This window comes from Gemmatimonadales bacterium (assembly GCA_041390145.1).
Taxonomy (GTDB): Bacteria; Gemmatimonadota; Gemmatimonadetes; order Gemmatimonadales; family GWC2-71-9; genus SPDF01.
Window position 1 is genome coordinate 191,642 of sequence record JAWKQM010000006.1, and the last position, 14,531, is coordinate 206,172.

Sequence of the window (14,531 nt, forward strand, 5' to 3'; positions counted from 1 at the left end):
ACCGACCGTCCCTTCCGCGCCTAGATTCCCCCAATGCTCCTCGCCCTCGACATCGGCAACACCGAGATCACCGTCGGCCTCTTTCGCGGAGACCAGGTCACCGCCCACTGGCGCCTGACCACCAATCCCGACCGCACCCCCGACGAATGGGGCACCGCCATCGGGACCTTCCTGCTGCATGCCGGCCATTCGCCCAACGAGGTCCGCGGTGTCATTCTCGCCTCCGTGGCCCCGCACATCACCCGGAGCGTGAAGGCAGGCATCGAGTCAGCCACCGCGTGCTCCGCGGTCTCCATCGACCCGCGGTCGCCACTGCCGCTCACGCTCGACGTGGATGAGCCGCTCAGTGTTGGCGCCGACCGGATCGTGAATGGCCTGGCGGTGCTTGAGCTGGTGCGCGCCGATGCGGTGGTGGTGGACTTCGGCACGGCCACCACCTTCGACTGCATCACCGGAGACGGGCGCTTCATCGGTGGCGCCATCATGCCCGGCCTCCGCACGGCGGCGGATCAGCTGACCCGGCTCGCCGCGAAGCTCCCGGCCACGGAACTCGCCGCGCCGGCGCGTGTGATCGGACGCCGCACCGAGGAGTGCATCCAGGCGGGCGTCCTGTTCGGCGCCGCCGACGCCGCCGACGGGATGCTCCGCCGGATCTTTGCCGAGTGGCCCACGCCGAACAAGCCGGTCGTGATTGCCACGGGTGGGCTGGCCGGCGTCATCGCGCCGTTTTCGGAACTGATCAGGCGCATCGAACCCGATCTCACGCTGCGGGGCCTCCGCATCGCCGCCGGACATCTGGGACTCCGCTGGTGAGCGACGCAGGCGCCTCCTCCTTCCGGCGCGCCGGCTACCGGCTGCTTGGCCCCTCGTTCGACTACCTCCTCCACACCCGACCCGCCGAATGGCCGATCATGGCGGCGCACACGGCGCTCGGGTACCTGATCGCTGTCGGGCTGCCGGCCGCCTTCGTCGGGGTTCCGCGCGGTGCGGCGGCCTTCGGGATCGTCCTCTGGGTCGTGTTCCTCAACGGTGGGACCCTCGCCATCAACTCCGCGTTCGACAAGGACGAGGGAGACATTGGGTACCTGCGGCAGCCTCCGCCGGTCCCGCGGCACCTCTTTGGGTTCGGGATGGCCCTGATGCTGATCGGTGGGGCGCTCTCCCTGCAGCTGCCGGCAGGGTTCACCGCGGCGTACGGCGTTTGCTTCGTCATGTCGGTGCTCTACTCGGTGCCGCCGTTCCGCTTCAAGGCGGTCGCGGGGGTGGACTGGATCATCAACATGATCGGGTTCGGCGCCCTGACACCGTATGCCGGCTGGGCGGTGACCGGCCGCCCCCTCGACCGACCGGCCTTCCTGGTGTTCGCCGCCTTCGCTCCCCTCTTCGCCGCGCTCTACCCGCTCACGCAGATCTACCAGTTCGAGGAAGACCGGCGCCGGGGCGACAAGACCCTGGCCCTGATGCTCGGTGAGCGGACCAGCCTGCTCCTCGCCCTCGGTTCTGCCGTGGCGGCCTTTGTGCTGTTCGGCGTGGCCGGGGCGGGACGAGGGTGGTTTCAGGCGGCGGCGTGGGGTGGGTGGCGCGGCGGCCTGCTGGTCGTGGCCTTCGGGGCCTGGCTGGCGGTGCTCCTGCCCTGGCTGGCGCGCTGGAAGTCGATGACCCCCGACCAGCACCAGCGGGGCATGTACGCCGCGCTCGGTGCCTGGGCCGTCACCGACATCGTGATTGCCCTTGGATTCGGCCTGGCCTGAACCCTTGGCCGAGCGGTTGGCCGTGCGCTATTATTCCGCATTCCACACTCTCCGGGAGTCGGCATGAGTTCCGCAGTTCGCGCCGCGTCAGGCACCGACCTGACCGACCTGCCCTACGTCCTCCGCTCGGCGGTCACGCTGGGCGTCATCACCGCCGCGGTCGTGGCGGCGATGTCGTTCATCACCCGGTACCTGGCCGGCGGGGCCGAATTCGGGCTCGGCGCCGTGGTGCTGGTGGCTGGACTGACCGCGGTGACGTTCATGCCCGGCAACTGGACCAAGCCCCGGACCATCGAGGGCATCGCCGGGGCGGCCGGGATCGGGCTGGCCGCCACGGTCGTCTTCCTCGTGATTGATGTGTCCCTCCTGCAGCCGACCGGGATGTACACCAACCGCTGGCGTGAAATCGGCGGTGGGAGCAACTGGTGGTACCACCCGGTCTGGTGGATGGTGGGAACCTACCTGGCGTGGATGGGTGCCCAGATCCTGGCCAGCCAGGCGCGCGCAGGGGGGGCGGTGTCGATCGCCAAGGGGATGATCACGGCCCTCGTCCTGACCGTCGTCTGCTGGGTGCTCGCGGTGGTGGTGCACTTCCCGGGCGCCGGGTGGAACCTGGGGACCTTCGGTGTGGCGTTTCTGCCAGGCGTGACCCTCACGGCAGTGCTCGGAGCGGTCACCGGTCGGCGCAGCTGAGGCGATGCGCGCGAAGATCATCTTCCTCCGCGCCTCCGGATGGCTGCTGACGCCCATTGTGGCGTTGGCAGCCTCTTTTGTTGGGGCCCTCCTGGGTACCGTCCTCGCCGCACTCCTGCCGAATCCGCTGCACGGTGTCGCGCTCACCATCGCCCTCGGGGGACTGGCCGGGTACATCACGGTCCACTACTGGCTCCGCGCGCTGCGTCATTCGCCCCGCCTCCAGCACGCCTTGCACGTGCTGCCGGACGGGACGCCCGAGGTTGCCGCGATCGAGGAAGCTCCGGCGGGCGAGGATGCGGAGTGAAGGGCCGCGGCGTGCTTGCCTCGGCACTCTGCCTCATCGCGCTCGGCGCCTGCGCTGGTGACCGGACGCCGCCACCCGAGGCGGCCACGGTCGACTCGACTCCCTCCCAGAGCACCTTTCCCACGCTGCCCGATTCGCTGGCGCTCGAGGCACCACACGGTGTGACCGTCTGGTTTTCCGGTGCGCGGGTCGGCACCGACTCCGCGGGGGTGACGTGCATGGAACGAGGGCTGGTCATCGTGCGAGACAGCGGCAGGACGCTCGTCCCGCTGCTCATGACAGGCGCGGCACCGGTGCTGGTCAACGACTCCACGATTCGCGCCCGGATCTGGCTGCACTGCCGGCCGGGCAACACCTACGAGGTGAACTTGCGCACCGGCACTCCGACGCGGGTCAAGTGAGGATGCACCCGCGCATGGCTCGGCGGTGGCTGCTGGGTGCGGTCGGCGCCCTCATGCTGCTGCTTGCGGGCCGGGCGGAGGCCCAGGGCATCGGGGCGGGCGTCTCGTGGTACTCCGGCTCACCGGAGACATACTGGATCTGGAGCATCGGGACGTCGCGGCGGCTCAGTTCCGCACTGTCCACGACCGTCTCCGCCTCCTGGTGGTCGCCCGAGAACGACGGCGGGGGCGACCTGGTTGGCCTGGGGCTCGACCTGAGCCTCTGGCGCGGGGGCAATCCGGGCCTCTACGTGGTCGGCGGGCTGGGCGGCGGGTTCGGTTTCAACGGTGCCGACGTGTTCTACGGCAACTATTCCATCGGGCTCGGTTACGACTTCCGGCTCTTCAAGGCGGTTGGGCTGGGAGCGGAGGCCCGTTGGGTGGGACTGACGCAGGGCGGGAACGAGGGGGTGCAGGTCGGGGTCCGGCTGGGCGGTGGCATGCGACGGAAGACCGCCGCGGCCACGACGCCTCCACCGTCTTCGACCACCACCACGAGTTCGACCGCCTCGGCTCCGCCGCCCGGGGTGCCGGGTACTCCCCTGGCGATGTCGGTGGTGGAGACCGCGCTGGGCGTGATGGGAACGCCGTACGCCTGGGGCGGGACCAGCGCCAACGGGTTCGACTGCTCGGGGTTGATCCAGTACGCATTCGGCGCGCACGGGGTGACCCTGCCGAGGACGAGCGCCGACCAGGCGAAGCAGGGGGTGGCGGTCGACAAGAGTCTCGCGGCGCTGGCGCCGGGGGACATCCTGACCTTTTCGAGCGGGGCGGGGGGCTCCACGGTGTCGCACGTCGGGCTCTACCTGGGTGGCGGCGAGTTCATCCACAGCGCCACGAACGGCGTGCAGAAGAGTGTCCTCAGTGCCACCGATCCCTACGGCAAGTGGTGGTACGCGCGGTGGGTCGGGGCGCGGCGGGTGGTGGGGGCGTGATCGTGCAACACTGATACGGGGTGGGGGCGCGCCGAGGCGCGCCCCTACTCGTGGTTCATGTGCTCGTGATCCATCCCCTTCATCTCTGAGGGCTTCCCGATCTTCTCCAGCATGGCGATGTCGGCCTCGATGTCCGGGTTGCTCGGGTCCAGCGCCGGCCACTCCGCCAGGTCGTCGGGGGCGAACGCGCCCGCCATCAGCCCCATCGCACCGCTCGGAATCGTCCTTCCCGTGACGTTGTTGTAGTCGGCGCGGACCCGGTACTTCCTTCCTGCGGTCAGCTTGAGTCCGTCCCCTCGAATGCCGTAGTACTTCCGCGGCATCTTGAGGAGGAGGCCGGACGGGGCGGTCTCCGCCTTCAGCATGATGATGGTCTTTCCGCTCTCGACATCCTCCAGCGACACAAACTCCGCGTAGTCATGCACGTGCCCGCCGATGGCCAGCACCCGGCCGGTCAGCGGCATGGTGAACTCGTAGGTCTTCGACGAGCGTCCCGCGGGGAGGTCGTAGGAGTCGGTGACGCGATTGTAGTTCACGTCCATGTAAATGGGGAGGATCGTCTTGGGACGGGGCGCCAGGTTCTGCGGGCTCCACGAGAGGCGCACGGTCAGCATGGCCCCCTCGATGTCGGCGTCGCCGAGGTTGTTCCAGGCGGCGTACATCGCGAGCTGATACCCCGGTTCCATCGGCATACCGATGGTCTTGGGGAGACTGACGCTCCCGGTCTCGGACCCTGCCGCCACCATCCGCTCGACGGCCGGATAGAGCAGCTGCCGACGATTGAAGTTCATGATGTTGAGGTGGTGGACGAGCTGGCTGCTGAGGGCGCGCCCGTTCGCATCCGTCACCTCGATGTCAAAGCCGCGGAACCAGGCCTCCATCGGCCACTCGAAGCGGAGCAGGGGGGTGGTGGTGCCGGGCATCTCGTGCATCATCCCGTGATCCATGTTCGGTGGCATGTGCGCAATCGTGAAGGGGCCGGCGGTGACCACCACTTCCTTCCGCGAGGAATCGATCGTGACGTGAATCGACGGGCCCGGGTCCGGTGCCTGGAGCGTCACGAGGGCGGGGGCGAGGAGGGCAAACACCGTGGTCAACATGGGCGATATCCCTGTCTGGGCCGAAGAGGGTGCGGGGTGAAGCATAGTGGCAATTGGCAGCGCGAAACAGCGCGACGAAGGTCGGAAATGTCCCTCTGGCAGGCATCAGGTCGCTCCGGCAAACCGAGGACACCTGGAATGGAGAAACTCCTGTCATTCTGGCTTAGCACTCTGGCCCGTCGATTGCCAAACCGGGGTGCGAACGCTTGACATCGGGGGCATTCGGATTACGTTTCCGGTGTTCTGGCACTCGCGGTGCTTGAGTGCCAATCTGTTGCCGCATCATACTTTACACCACCACATTCACGTTGCTGGAGGCAGGACATGTCCACTGCGACCAAGAGCAAGACGAAGGTCAGCATCAAGCCGCTCGAAGACCGCGTCGTCATCATGCCATCGGATGAGACCGAGAGCATGCGCGGCGGGTTGTACATCCCCGACACCGCCAAGGAAAAGCCGACCCAGGGTTCCGTGATCGCCGTCGGTCCGGGCCGGATGGACAAGGGCGCGCGGGTCCCGATGGACCTGGCCGTGGGTGACAAGGTCATCTATGGCAAGTACAGCGGCACGCCGTTCCAGCTTGGGGACGACGAAGTCATCATCATCAAGGCCTCGGACATCCTCGCCAAGATTGGCTGAGCGTCCGTAACACATTCCAGGAGAGTCACGACATGTCATCGAAGGAACTGATGTTCAGCGTGGACGCCCGCGCCAAGCTCAAGAAGGGCGTTGACCAGCTCGCCGAGGCGGTCAAGGTGACCCTCGGCCCCAAGGGCCGGAACGTCGTCATCGACAAGAAGTTCGGCTCGCCCACGATCACCAAGGACGGCGTCACCGTCGCCAAGGAGATCGAGTTGCTCGATCCGATCGAGAACATGGGCGCGCAGATGGTCAAGGAAGTCGCCACCAAGACCTCCGACCTCGCCGGCGACGGCACCACCACCGCCACCGTGCTTGCCCAGGCCATCTACCGTGAAGGCCTGAAGAACGTGACCGCCGGTGCCAACCCGATGGAACTGAAGCGGGGCATCGACAAGGCCGTCGAGCTGATCGTCGCCGAACTCGCCCGGCTTTCGGTCACCACGACCGGCCGCAAGGAAATCGCCCAGGTCGGCGCCATTTCCGCCAACAACGACAAGGAAATCGGCGATCTGATCGCCGAGGCGATGGAGAAGGTCGGCAAGGACGGGGTCATCACCGTTGAAGAGGCCAAGGGCCTTGAGACCACCCTCGAGACGGTCGACGGCATGCAGTTCGACCGCGGCTACCTCTCGCCGTACTTCGTCACGGACCCGGAGAAGATGGAGGCCTCGCTCGACGCCCCCTACATCCTGATCCACGACAAGAAGATCTCGGCCATGAAGGACCTGCTCCCGGTCCTCGAGAAGGTGGCCCAGACCGGCAAGCCGTTGCTGATCATCGCCGAGGACATCGAAGGGGAGGCGCTGGCCACCCTCGTCGTCAACAAGCTCCGCGGTACCCTGAAGGTCGCCGCCGTCAAGGCGCCGGGCTTCGGCGATCGCCGCAAGGAAATGCTGCTCGACATCGCCAAGCTGACCGGCGGCAAGGTCATCTCCGAAGAACTCGGCTTCAAGCTCGAGAACGCGGTGCTGGCCGACCTCGGTTCCGCCAAGCGCGTCACCGTCGACAAGGACAACACCACGCTGGTCGACGGCAAGGGCAAGGAAGGCGACGTGCAGGGACGGATCAAGGAGATCCGCGCCGCCATCGAGAAGAGCACCAGCGACTACGACCGTGAGAAGCTCCAGGAGCGTCTGGCCAAGCTCGCGGGCGGTGTGGCCGTCATCAACGTCGGCGCCGCGACCGAGACCGAAATGAAGGAGAAGAAGGCCCGGGTCGAGGACGCGCTCCACGCCACCCGTGCCGCGGTCGAGGAAGGCATCGTCCCCGGCGGCGGCGTCGCGCTCATCCGCGCGCAGTCCGTGCTCGAGAAGATCAAGGGGCTGACCGAGGACGAGAAGATCGGCGTCGACATCGTGCGCCGTGCCATCGAGGAGCCGATCCGCGCCATCTCGATCAACGCCGGCGTCGAAGGCTCGATCGTCCTGGCCAAGGTGAAGGAGTCGAAGGACAAGAACTTCGGCTACAACGCCGCCTCGGACACCTACGAGGACCTGGTCAAGTCCGGCGTCATCGACCCGACCAAGGTCACTCGCACGGCGCTCCAGAATGCGGCGTCGATCGCGGCCCTGCTGCTCACGACGGAGTGTGTGATCGTCGAGCGGAAGGAAGACAAGCCGGCCCCGGCAGCGCCGGGCGGCGGCATGGGCGGGATGTACTAGTCCCGACCAGCATCAGCGGACGAGGCGGGCGCACTCCGGTGCGCCCGCTTTGTTTTCTGGTTATTGTTGATGCATGACTCTTGACCCCAACAAGGTGAATCGCGCCATGCGCTTTGGAATAGCAGTGCTCGCCGCCGTCGCCCTCGTGCCCGCCGGCGCCACCGCCCAGACGAAGTCTGCCACCGGCCCCGCCGTGGAGGGGACGTGGCAGGTCGACGCCTCCTCCGTGGCCGGCAAGGGACCTCGCGAAGTGATCATCCGCGCCGACAGCAGCGCGTCCTGGGGGAAGGAAACGGTGCGCTGGCGCCTCCCCGAGGAGAACCGGATCATGATCGCCCTCGGCGGCGAGTGGGAGACCTACCGGATGAAGCTCAAGGGCGACAAGCTCACGCTCTCCGGTGGCGATCTCAGTGAGCCGATCACCCTCAAGCGGACCGGTCCGCCGACCCCCCGGCCGGACAGCATTCCGGTGCCACCCGATCCCGACACGGAATAGGGCTCGCAGATCGCCGGAATGAGCAGGGAAGCATGGGGGCGACCAGGCGGTCGCCCCCTTTTTCGTGGTGCCCTAACAGACTGTCCAAAAATGACTTAGGAGGGGTTGCCGGAACCTGGCCTGGCCGGACTGAGTCTTGCACAGCCGAAGCATGTCCCTCGCGCTCGGGGCCCTCACCCGACCGCGACTCACGCTGGAGGATTGCATGCTTCGCCTTCGTCAGTTGACAGTGGCCGCGGGCCTGGTGCTTGGCGCCGCCGCACCCGTGAGTGCCCAGGTCTCGTTCAGTCCGACCATCGGCGCGTACCTGCCGACGTCGAACATCGCCGATATCGTCGTCGGCACCGACAGCATCGCGAATTTCAAGCAGGATGTCGGCCTGGCCCTCGGCGCCAACCTCGGCGTGGGCCTCAGTTCCCGCGTCGGGCTCATGTTTGCCGGGTCGTATGTTCCGAGCCAGTTGAGCGGCACCATCGGCGGCGACGGGACCTGGTCCCAGTCCGACGCCAACCTCTTCTTCGGCAACGCCAACGTGACCGTCTACCTCATCAAGCCGACGAGCCCCGTCTGGATTTCGTTGAGTGGGGGCGGCAGCATGGTGAGCCGGAGCGGGCAGGCCTACGACGGCTGGACCGGCACCACCGACTTCGGTGGACTGGCCGGCGCCACGATCGGTTTCAATCTCGGTATCGTGAATCTCAACGTGTCGGCCACCGACTACATCTACGGTGCGCAGTTCAGCAACGGGCTCGTCGAGACGAGCGAGGCGATGCAGAACGACATTCTCCTCGGCCTCGGTCTCGGCATCCCGCTCGGCGGGAAGAAGCCGCAGGCCAGCAGCCAGGCGTTCCAGCAGTAGGCTGGCTCCACCGCCGACATGCGAACGGGGGCGACCATCCGGTCGCCCCCGTGTGCGTTCAGTAGCGCCCGGCGAATTTGGGCCACAGCGCCTGGATCGTGGTCTTCGGTTGTCGGCCTACCAGCACCTGGAGAGATTGCTCTTCCGGCACGCCCCATGGATTGCTGATCTGCGCGGCGATTTCCACCGAGTCCGCGAACTTGCGGAGTCCCTCCGGCTTGTCCCCAATCACGATCACCACCTCACCCGGCAGCGTCCCCGGACCAAAATGCCAGTAGGTCCCGGCGGCGGAAATCGCGGGGGGCAGCCCAAGCGCAGGGCCATACAGGTCCAGCGCCCCGGCCTCGCCGTAGTTGTCGGCGACGATGACCGCCTGGGCCCGCTCCTCGGCCGGCAGCGCGTGGTACACCGACGCCACGGTATCGACGATGGCCTTCCAGCCGAGCATGTCGGCGTAGTCCTGAGGGAGGGGGAGCATTTCACCGACGTTGGTGGTGACCGTCGCACTCACCCCCGAGCCCGCCGCATAGTGCGCCATTCGTGCCGGCGGGAGGATGGGAAGCCCGAACGGAAGGGCCACCAGGCCGTAGGCAAGCAGCGCGGCGACGGTCCCCCAACGCAGCGGGCGCGTCCACCTGCCGTTCCCGACGCCTTCAACCAGCACCGCCCCGGCCGCCCACAGGACCGGGTAGATCGGCCCGATGTAGTACGACTTCCCGTGGAGGGCCAGCAGCAGGAGAAAACTTGCCAGGGTGGCGATGCCGACGATCCGGGCGTCCCGAAGGCGTGTCGTCGTGAGGAGGGCAATCATGCCGACGATGGCAAGGAGAAACGCCGGGCCGAGGAGGACTTGCCCGGTGAGAAAGTCGGCGACACCGACGCGGTCCAGCTGGACCGCCTGCAGCTGCGCCATCTGCTGCCGCAGCGGCCATCCGAGCCGAATCTGACCGACAAGGCTCGCGGAACCGATCAGCAGCGCGGCGGCCACCGCCAGCCAGGGGCGGGGTGAGGCGAGTCGCCGCCGCCACGCCGGGAGTGCCAGCACCCCAACGACGACGCCAACGGCAAAGAACCCGATGCTGAACTTCGTCAGCAGGCCGAGCCCGACGACGACGGCGGCGAAGGCCCAGGACCGGTCTCGGTTGTCCGTGCTCAGCCGGAGGAGCGCGATATACCCCAGGGTCCACCAGAGCTGGTCGAACACCACAGGCTGGAAGAGGGTGCCGGCGCGGAGGAAGAGGGGGCTGGTGGCGACGGCGAGTGCCGCCACCCCCTGTGCCCAAGCCCCGCCACCGAGGCGCCGTGCCGTCCATCCCGCCAGGACGATGAGCGCCGAACAGGCCAGTGCCGAAGAGAGGCGCACGCTCCACGGCGCCAGTCCGCCACCCAACCATTGAGTCAGGCGGGCCACCGCGGCGATGAAGGGGGGGAAGTCCATCCGCCACCACTGCAGGTGGCGCCCCATGGCGAGGTAAAGAAATTCGTCCCGGTGAAACTCGTATGGCCCGAAGCCGCTGGCAGCGACGTGGGCGACCAGGACGGCAATTGCAGTTGCCCACACGACCCACACAAGGGGGCGCACTGTGCCCGGGCGGGACCTCGCCGCCTGCTCAGGCAATGGTCGGTGAGGTGATCGGCGGCGTCCGGCCGGCGAATTCGAATGGTCCTGTCGCGTCGTCCTGCCCCGCGACGTGCAGCTCGCCGGTGAATCCGGCCGCTTCGAGCGCGGGCGCGACGGCCCCGTGCGCGTGGTCGCGCGTGTTGCACCGGGCGCTCAGGTGCGCCAGCACGACGACGGCGAGGTCGGGGTGGACGAGGTCGGCAAGAAGTTCGGCTGCCACCCGGTTGGAGAGGTGCCCGCCGGCCCCCGCGATGCGCTGCTGGACCACGGGCGGATATCCGCTGGTACGCAGCAGCACGTCGTCATGGTTGGCCTCGAGGACCAGCGCCGTGCGCGCCCGCAGGAGGTACCGCACGGCCGCGGTCGGCCGGCCGAGGTCGTAGGCGACGCCGATGCTTGCGGTCGAGGTGGAGATGGCGAGCGCCACCGGCTCCATCGCGTCGTGGCTCGTTTCGGCTGAATCGATCCGGAAGGGCCCGAGCTCGACGGTGGTGGTCATCGAGAGCGGGGCGTGCCGTGCCTTGCCCAGTTTGTCGCGCAGGCGGGCCCAGGTGCCACCGCTGCAGACGATGGGCGCGTCGAGGTCGCGGGCGAGGAGGGGGGCGCCGGAGGTGTGATCGCCGTGCTCGTGGGTCAGCGCGATGCCGACGACCCGATCGAGCGAGACGCCCGCCGCGGCGGCGCGGCGGCGGATTTCCCTGGCGCTGAATCCCACGTCCACCAGGAGCGTGTCACCGTTGTGCTCGATGGCGAGGGCGTTTCCCTTGGAGCCGGAGCCGAGGACAACGAGTCGGGTCACGACCCCGTCAGCCGCCGGTAGGTCGCGGAGAGCGCCGCCGACCGTTCGGGGGTGAGCTCCACCTGGCGACGGGGGAACACCCGGCCGGCGATTTCGAGGAAGCCCGTCTCGGTCACCCGTTCCTCCCCGACCATGCCCCAGGCGAAGGGTGGCACTGACTTGGGGACCGGGCCGCCGAAGACGTTGGCCCCGGCGCCCACAATGGTGCCGGTGCTCAGCATCGTGCCGATGGCCGTCTTGGCGTGATCGGCGATCAGGCTCCCGAGAAACATGCGACCGGTCTCGATCCGCTCGCCGGATGGTTCCAAACGGATTTCACCGTAGGTGTTCTTCAGGTTGGATGTCGTGGTGCCGGCACCAAGATTGACCCAGGCGCCGAGGACGCTGTGTCCAACGAATCCGTCGTGGGCCTTGTTGACATAGCCGTGGAAGACCGATGCGCTGACTTCGCCCCGGACCCGGCACTGCGGGCCGAAGACCGACCCGCGCACATCGCCGCCGAGGATGACGGTCTGGGGGCCGACATAGAGCGGACCTTCGAGCCGTGCGCCGCTGCGTACCTGCGCGCCCTCATCGATGATGATCCCGCCGCCGCGGGTATCGAAGACGACGCCCGGCTCCACGAATCCGCCCAGGATGACGACTTCCGTCGGCTCGCCAATGACGATGGAGCCGCCCGGCAGGTCGTCGCCGCGATTGGCCAGGAGATCGGCGCAGTCGGCGGGGAGCAGGTGCTCGAGCGCGGTCAGGATGTCGTAGGCACCGTGGAGCAGGATCCCGTCGATTTCCTGGGCGTCGCCCTCGTCGTGGGGGGCGGTCCACTCTTCGCCGTCGGCCACCAGCCAGGCCACCGTCTCACCCTCGTGCGTCAGGCGCCGTGCCGCCGGGTCGAGCTCGAGCGGCTCCCCAGTGGGGGCAAACCAGCTGGCCGCCACGATGCACGGCCCCTGCACGGGGGCCATCGGCTGCACCGGCGGTTCCGCGCCCTCGAAGAAGCCGGCGCAGTGGTCCCCGAGAATGAGGGCGGTTTCCGCGTCGAAGAACCCCTCCCACCGGTCGCGGATGCGCCAGATACCGGCGCGGAGTTCCGCCACCGGCCGCACGCCGGCGAAGGGAGCCCAGGCGGCCCCGGGAGCGATCGGCTCAAGCAGGTAGAGTGGCCGGTCAGACATCACGGACCTCGGGGGGGAGGGTGTCGAGGGCTTCCTTGAGCCGCGCGGCGTCGGCGCGATTCATGACGAGGATCCGGCCGTTGGCGCGCACCACCACGATGTCCCGGACGCCGAAGAGCACGATCGGATCGCCGTCGGTCCAGGCGATGCAGTCCTCGGCGCCGTGGGCATGGACAGGCCCGACAAGCACGTTCCCGCCGGCGTCGTGCTCGCGGACCCTTGCGAGTGCTTCCCACGTGCCCACGTCGTCCCAGTGAAAAGCGCCGGCCACCACCGCCACGGCGTTGCTCCGTTCGAGCACGCCGACGTCGATCGAGACCGGCGTGACCATCGAGAAGAAGCGCGATACGTCACCGGCGCGCAGCGCGGCGAGCGCCACCGACAGCTCCGGGGTGTGCCGTTCGACCTCGGCGCGGAGCCGGGCCGCCGTCCACGCGAAGAGACCGCTGTTCCAGAGGGCACCGGCCGCGATGAGGTCGAGGGCGCGGGCCGCCTCCGGCTTTTCGACGAAGCGCGCCACCCGGCGTGCCGTGGCGTCGAGCTCGGGGCCCGGCACGATGTAGCCGTAGCCCGTCTCCGGCCGCGACGGTACCATGCCGACGGTCACCAGCCGGTCGTGCTTGCGGGCGCTCTCGAGTGCGGCGACGGCGGTATGGCGGAATGCCTCCGGATCCCTGATGACCCAGTCGGCGTGCAGCGAGAGGACTTCGGCGTCGGGATCGCGGCGCTGCGCCTCGAGCGTGGCCCAGAGCAGCGCCGGACCGGTGGAGGCCGCGCGCGGCTCGACCAAAATGTTTTCGGGAGGGAGGGGAAGCGCCTTCCGCAGCGGACCGGCGAGCGCTTCACCGGTCACCACCAGCACATGGGCGGGGTCCACCAGTCCGGCCAGTCGCTCGACCGCCTCTTCCGCCGTGGAGCGCGGGCCGGCCAGGGGGAGCAGTTGTTTCGGGTGCGCCGGGGTGCTGAGCGGCCAGAATCGCGTGCCGGAGCCACCGGCGAGGAGGACGGCCCAGCGCATCAGAGCAGTGCGGAGAGCGCTTCGGCTTCCGCGGAGAGTTCGAAGAGGAGGGTGCCCACGTTCACGTCCCGGCGCACGAGGAGGAGCAGCGAGGCGTCATCCCGCACGGGGTGGATGACCACGCGGCCGGATTCGTACTCGACGACGCCGATCTGGAGCTTGCCCTGCCTGGTGCTCTGACCCAGCTGGGCGAGCTGTCGCAGGGCGGCGGAACCGACCGCCGCCAGCTCATCGGCGGCGGGATCGTTGCCGGCCTGGGCGACCGAGAGACCGTCGTCGCTCAAGACCAGCACGCCGAGCACACCGGGGCGCGCGGCCAGGTCATCCAAGAGGCCTGAAATTGTGGGCATTCAGCGTGCTCCGCGGCGGGGGTCGAGGCCCGCGGAACGTAGATGGCGACCGGGGCGAAGTCAAGAAACCACGGTGGGTTGACCCACTTCATCCCCGTTGGTAACCTTCCGTTCTTATGCGCCTTCCACACCTGCTTTCCATGCTCGCCGCCGTCGCGACCGCTTCGGCCTGCAGCGACAACGTCAACCTCGCGCCGGCGTCGATCCCGAACGTGGTCGACACCTTCACGATCGGCTCGCTCACCAGCTCGCCGGTGTCGATCCCCAGCGCCTATTCCGTCGCCGACGGCAACGTGGTCCGTACCGACCTGACCTCCGCTTTCGACTTCGCGTACAACGTGGACGCCACGGGGCAGCACGTCCTCCTCACGCTCGAAGTGATGCGGTTGGTCACCACCAACGGGTCGGGGCCGGGCATGCAGTTTACCTCGAAGCCGTTCGACCAATTGAGCCAGGCGCCGTCGAACGGGTGGATCACCGGGGACACGATCAAGGTCGATTCCGGTACCGTGCTGCTGCTCCGCTCGCGGATCATTTGCGGCGGGCTCGGTGTCCCGCTCTATGGGAAGATGGAAGTGCTCTCCATCGACGACACGCCAGGGAACCAGACCATGACCTTCGCGGCGCTCTCCAACGAAAACTGCGGCTACAAGAGTCTGGTCCCCGGCCTCCCGAGGGACTGAGGCT

Annotated in this window: 17 protein-coding genes; 11 read left to right on the forward strand and 6 right to left on the reverse strand. The window is 68.1% G+C overall.

Going from position 1 to position 14,531, the window contains the following annotated elements:
• Window positions 1-33 precede the first annotated feature (33 nt).
• The 6 genes from R2910_07045 to R2910_07070 all read left to right on the forward strand — a co-directional run bounded on the left by R2910_07045 (window position 34) and on the right by R2910_07070 (window position 4,126).
• Window positions 34-813, forward strand: coding sequence for a type III pantothenate kinase (locus tag R2910_07045; protein MEZ4412719.1), 780 nt, complete (start codon window positions 34-36; stop codon window positions 811-813).
• On the forward strand, window positions 810-1,751 hold the full coding sequence (locus R2910_07050; protein MEZ4412720.1) for a UbiA family prenyltransferase: 942 nt from the start codon (window positions 810-812) through the stop codon (window positions 1,749-1,751). The genes R2910_07045 and R2910_07050 overlap by 4 nt, the downstream gene beginning before the upstream one ends.
• A gap of 63 nt (window positions 1,752-1,814) precedes the next feature.
• Window positions 1,815-2,444: a hypothetical protein gene (locus tag R2910_07055; GenBank protein MEZ4412721.1), complete on the forward strand. Its 630-nt coding sequence runs from the start codon at window positions 1,815-1,817 to the stop codon at window positions 2,442-2,444.
• A 4-nt stretch (window positions 2,445-2,448) separates the two neighbouring features.
• Window positions 2,449-2,751: a hypothetical protein gene (locus R2910_07060; GenBank protein ID MEZ4412722.1), complete on the forward strand. Its 303-nt coding sequence runs from the start codon at window positions 2,449-2,451 to the stop codon at window positions 2,749-2,751.
• The gene (locus R2910_07065; GenBank protein MEZ4412723.1) at window positions 2,748-3,152 is read left to right on the forward strand and encodes a hypothetical protein; all 405 of its coding nucleotides are present in this window, start codon (window positions 2,748-2,750) and stop codon (window positions 3,150-3,152) included. Before R2910_07060 ends, R2910_07065 begins: the two co-directional genes overlap by 4 nt.
• Before the next feature lie 14 nt (window positions 3,153-3,166).
• Window positions 3,167-4,126 carry a C40 family peptidase gene (locus R2910_07070; protein MEZ4412724.1) on the forward strand — a complete coding sequence of 320 codons (960 nt, stop codon included), beginning with the start codon at window positions 3,167-3,169 and terminating at the stop codon, window positions 4,124-4,126.
• Between the two features lie 44 nt (window positions 4,127-4,170).
• Here R2910_07070 and R2910_07075 read toward each other — a convergent pair whose 3' ends face one another.
• Window positions 4,171-5,226 carry a hypothetical protein gene (locus tag R2910_07075; GenBank protein ID MEZ4412725.1) on the reverse strand — a complete coding sequence of 352 codons (1,056 nt, stop codon included), beginning with the start codon at window positions 5,224-5,226 and terminating at the stop codon, window positions 4,171-4,173.
• Between the two features lie 324 nt (window positions 5,227-5,550).
• Between R2910_07075 and R2910_07080 the strand changes: the two genes are divergently transcribed.
• The 4 genes from R2910_07080 to R2910_07095 all read left to right on the forward strand — a co-directional run bounded on the left by R2910_07080 (window position 5,551) and on the right by R2910_07095 (window position 8,884).
• A complete protein-coding gene (locus R2910_07080) occupies window positions 5,551-5,865 on the forward strand; it encodes a co-chaperone GroES (protein MEZ4412726.1) in 315 nt (104 codons plus the stop codon).
• A 32-nt stretch (window positions 5,866-5,897) separates the two neighbouring features.
• A complete protein-coding gene (gene groL, locus R2910_07085) occupies window positions 5,898-7,529 on the forward strand; it encodes a chaperonin GroEL (protein MEZ4412727.1) in 1,632 nt (543 codons plus the stop codon).
• Window positions 7,530-7,602: 73 nt separating this feature from the next.
• Window positions 7,603-8,025 (forward strand): hypothetical protein, encoded by a 423-nt coding sequence (locus tag R2910_07090; GenBank protein ID MEZ4412728.1) that lies wholly within the window; start codon window positions 7,603-7,605, stop codon window positions 8,023-8,025.
• Window positions 8,026-8,230: 205 nt separating this feature from the next.
• A complete protein-coding gene (locus R2910_07095) occupies window positions 8,231-8,884 on the forward strand; it encodes a hypothetical protein (GenBank protein ID MEZ4412729.1) in 654 nt (217 codons plus the stop codon).
• A 58-nt stretch (window positions 8,885-8,942) separates the two neighbouring features.
• Here the strand turns inward: R2910_07095 and R2910_07100 are convergent, their stop codons facing one another.
• From R2910_07100 to R2910_07120, 5 genes are read right to left on the reverse strand one after another with little or no spacing between them, the layout of a single operon-like run.
• Window positions 8,943-10,445, reverse strand: coding sequence for a glycosyltransferase family 39 protein (locus tag R2910_07100; protein MEZ4412730.1), 1,503 nt, complete (start codon window positions 10,443-10,445; stop codon window positions 8,943-8,945).
• A 49-nt stretch (window positions 10,446-10,494) separates the two neighbouring features.
• On the reverse strand, window positions 10,495-11,304 hold the full coding sequence (locus tag R2910_07105; protein ID MEZ4412731.1) for an MBL fold metallo-hydrolase: 810 nt from the start codon (window positions 11,302-11,304) through the stop codon (window positions 10,495-10,497).
• Window positions 11,301-12,476, reverse strand: coding sequence for a putative sugar nucleotidyl transferase (locus R2910_07110; protein MEZ4412732.1), 1,176 nt, complete (start codon window positions 12,474-12,476; stop codon window positions 11,301-11,303). The genes R2910_07105 and R2910_07110 overlap by 4 nt, the downstream gene beginning before the upstream one ends.
• A complete protein-coding gene (locus R2910_07115; GenBank protein MEZ4412733.1) occupies window positions 12,469-13,494 on the reverse strand; it encodes a sugar phosphate nucleotidyltransferase in 1,026 nt (341 codons plus the stop codon). Before R2910_07115 ends, R2910_07110 begins: the two co-directional genes overlap by 8 nt.
• Window positions 13,494-13,844: a roadblock/LC7 domain-containing protein gene (locus R2910_07120; protein MEZ4412734.1), complete on the reverse strand. Its 351-nt coding sequence runs from the start codon at window positions 13,842-13,844 to the stop codon at window positions 13,494-13,496. The genes R2910_07115 and R2910_07120 overlap by 1 nt, the downstream gene beginning before the upstream one ends.
• 116 nt (window positions 13,845-13,960) lie before the next feature.
• Between R2910_07120 and R2910_07125 the strand changes: the two genes are divergently transcribed.
• On the forward strand, window positions 13,961-14,527 hold the full coding sequence (locus R2910_07125; protein ID MEZ4412735.1) for a hypothetical protein: 567 nt from the start codon (window positions 13,961-13,963) through the stop codon (window positions 14,525-14,527).
• Window positions 14,528-14,531: the final 4 nt, after the last annotated feature.

What these genes read in the sequence shown, in the direction of transcription:
- R2910_07045 (MEZ4412719.1), top strand. Translation starts at nt 34, where the DNA reads ATGCTCCTCGCCCTCGACATCGGCAACACCGAGATCACCGTCGGCCTC.
- R2910_07055 (MEZ4412721.1), top strand. Translation starts at nt 1,815, where the DNA reads ATGAGTTCCGCAGTTCGCGCCGCGTCAGGCACCGACCTGACCGACCTG.
- R2910_07060 (MEZ4412722.1), top strand. Translation starts at nt 2,449, where the DNA reads ATGCGCGCGAAGATCATCTTCCTCCGCGCCTCCGGATGGCTGCTGACG.
- R2910_07070 (MEZ4412724.1), top strand. Translation starts at nt 3,167, where the DNA reads ATGGCTCGGCGGTGGCTGCTGGGTGCGGTCGGCGCCCTCATGCTGCTG.
- R2910_07075 (MEZ4412725.1), bottom strand. Translation starts at nt 5,226, where the DNA reads ATGTTGACCACGGTGTTTGCCCTCCTCGCCCCCGCCCTCGTGACGCTC.
- R2910_07080 (MEZ4412726.1), top strand. Translation starts at nt 5,551, where the DNA reads ATGTCCACTGCGACCAAGAGCAAGACGAAGGTCAGCATCAAGCCGCTC.
- groL (MEZ4412727.1), top strand. Translation starts at nt 5,898, where the DNA reads ATGTCATCGAAGGAACTGATGTTCAGCGTGGACGCCCGCGCCAAGCTC.
- R2910_07090 (MEZ4412728.1), top strand. Translation starts at nt 7,603, where the DNA reads ATGACTCTTGACCCCAACAAGGTGAATCGCGCCATGCGCTTTGGAATA.
- R2910_07095 (MEZ4412729.1), top strand. Translation starts at nt 8,231, where the DNA reads ATGCTTCGCCTTCGTCAGTTGACAGTGGCCGCGGGCCTGGTGCTTGGC.
- R2910_07110 (MEZ4412732.1), bottom strand. Translation starts at nt 12,476, where the DNA reads ATGTCTGACCGGCCACTCTACCTGCTTGAGCCGATCGCTCCCGGGGCC.
- R2910_07115 (MEZ4412733.1), bottom strand. Translation starts at nt 13,494, where the DNA reads ATGCGCTGGGCCGTCCTCCTCGCCGGTGGCTCCGGCACGCGATTCTGG.
- R2910_07120 (MEZ4412734.1), bottom strand. Translation starts at nt 13,844, where the DNA reads ATGCCCACAATTTCAGGCCTCTTGGATGACCTGGCCGCGCGCCCCGGT.
- R2910_07125 (MEZ4412735.1), top strand. Translation starts at nt 13,961, where the DNA reads ATGCGCCTTCCACACCTGCTTTCCATGCTCGCCGCCGTCGCGACCGCT.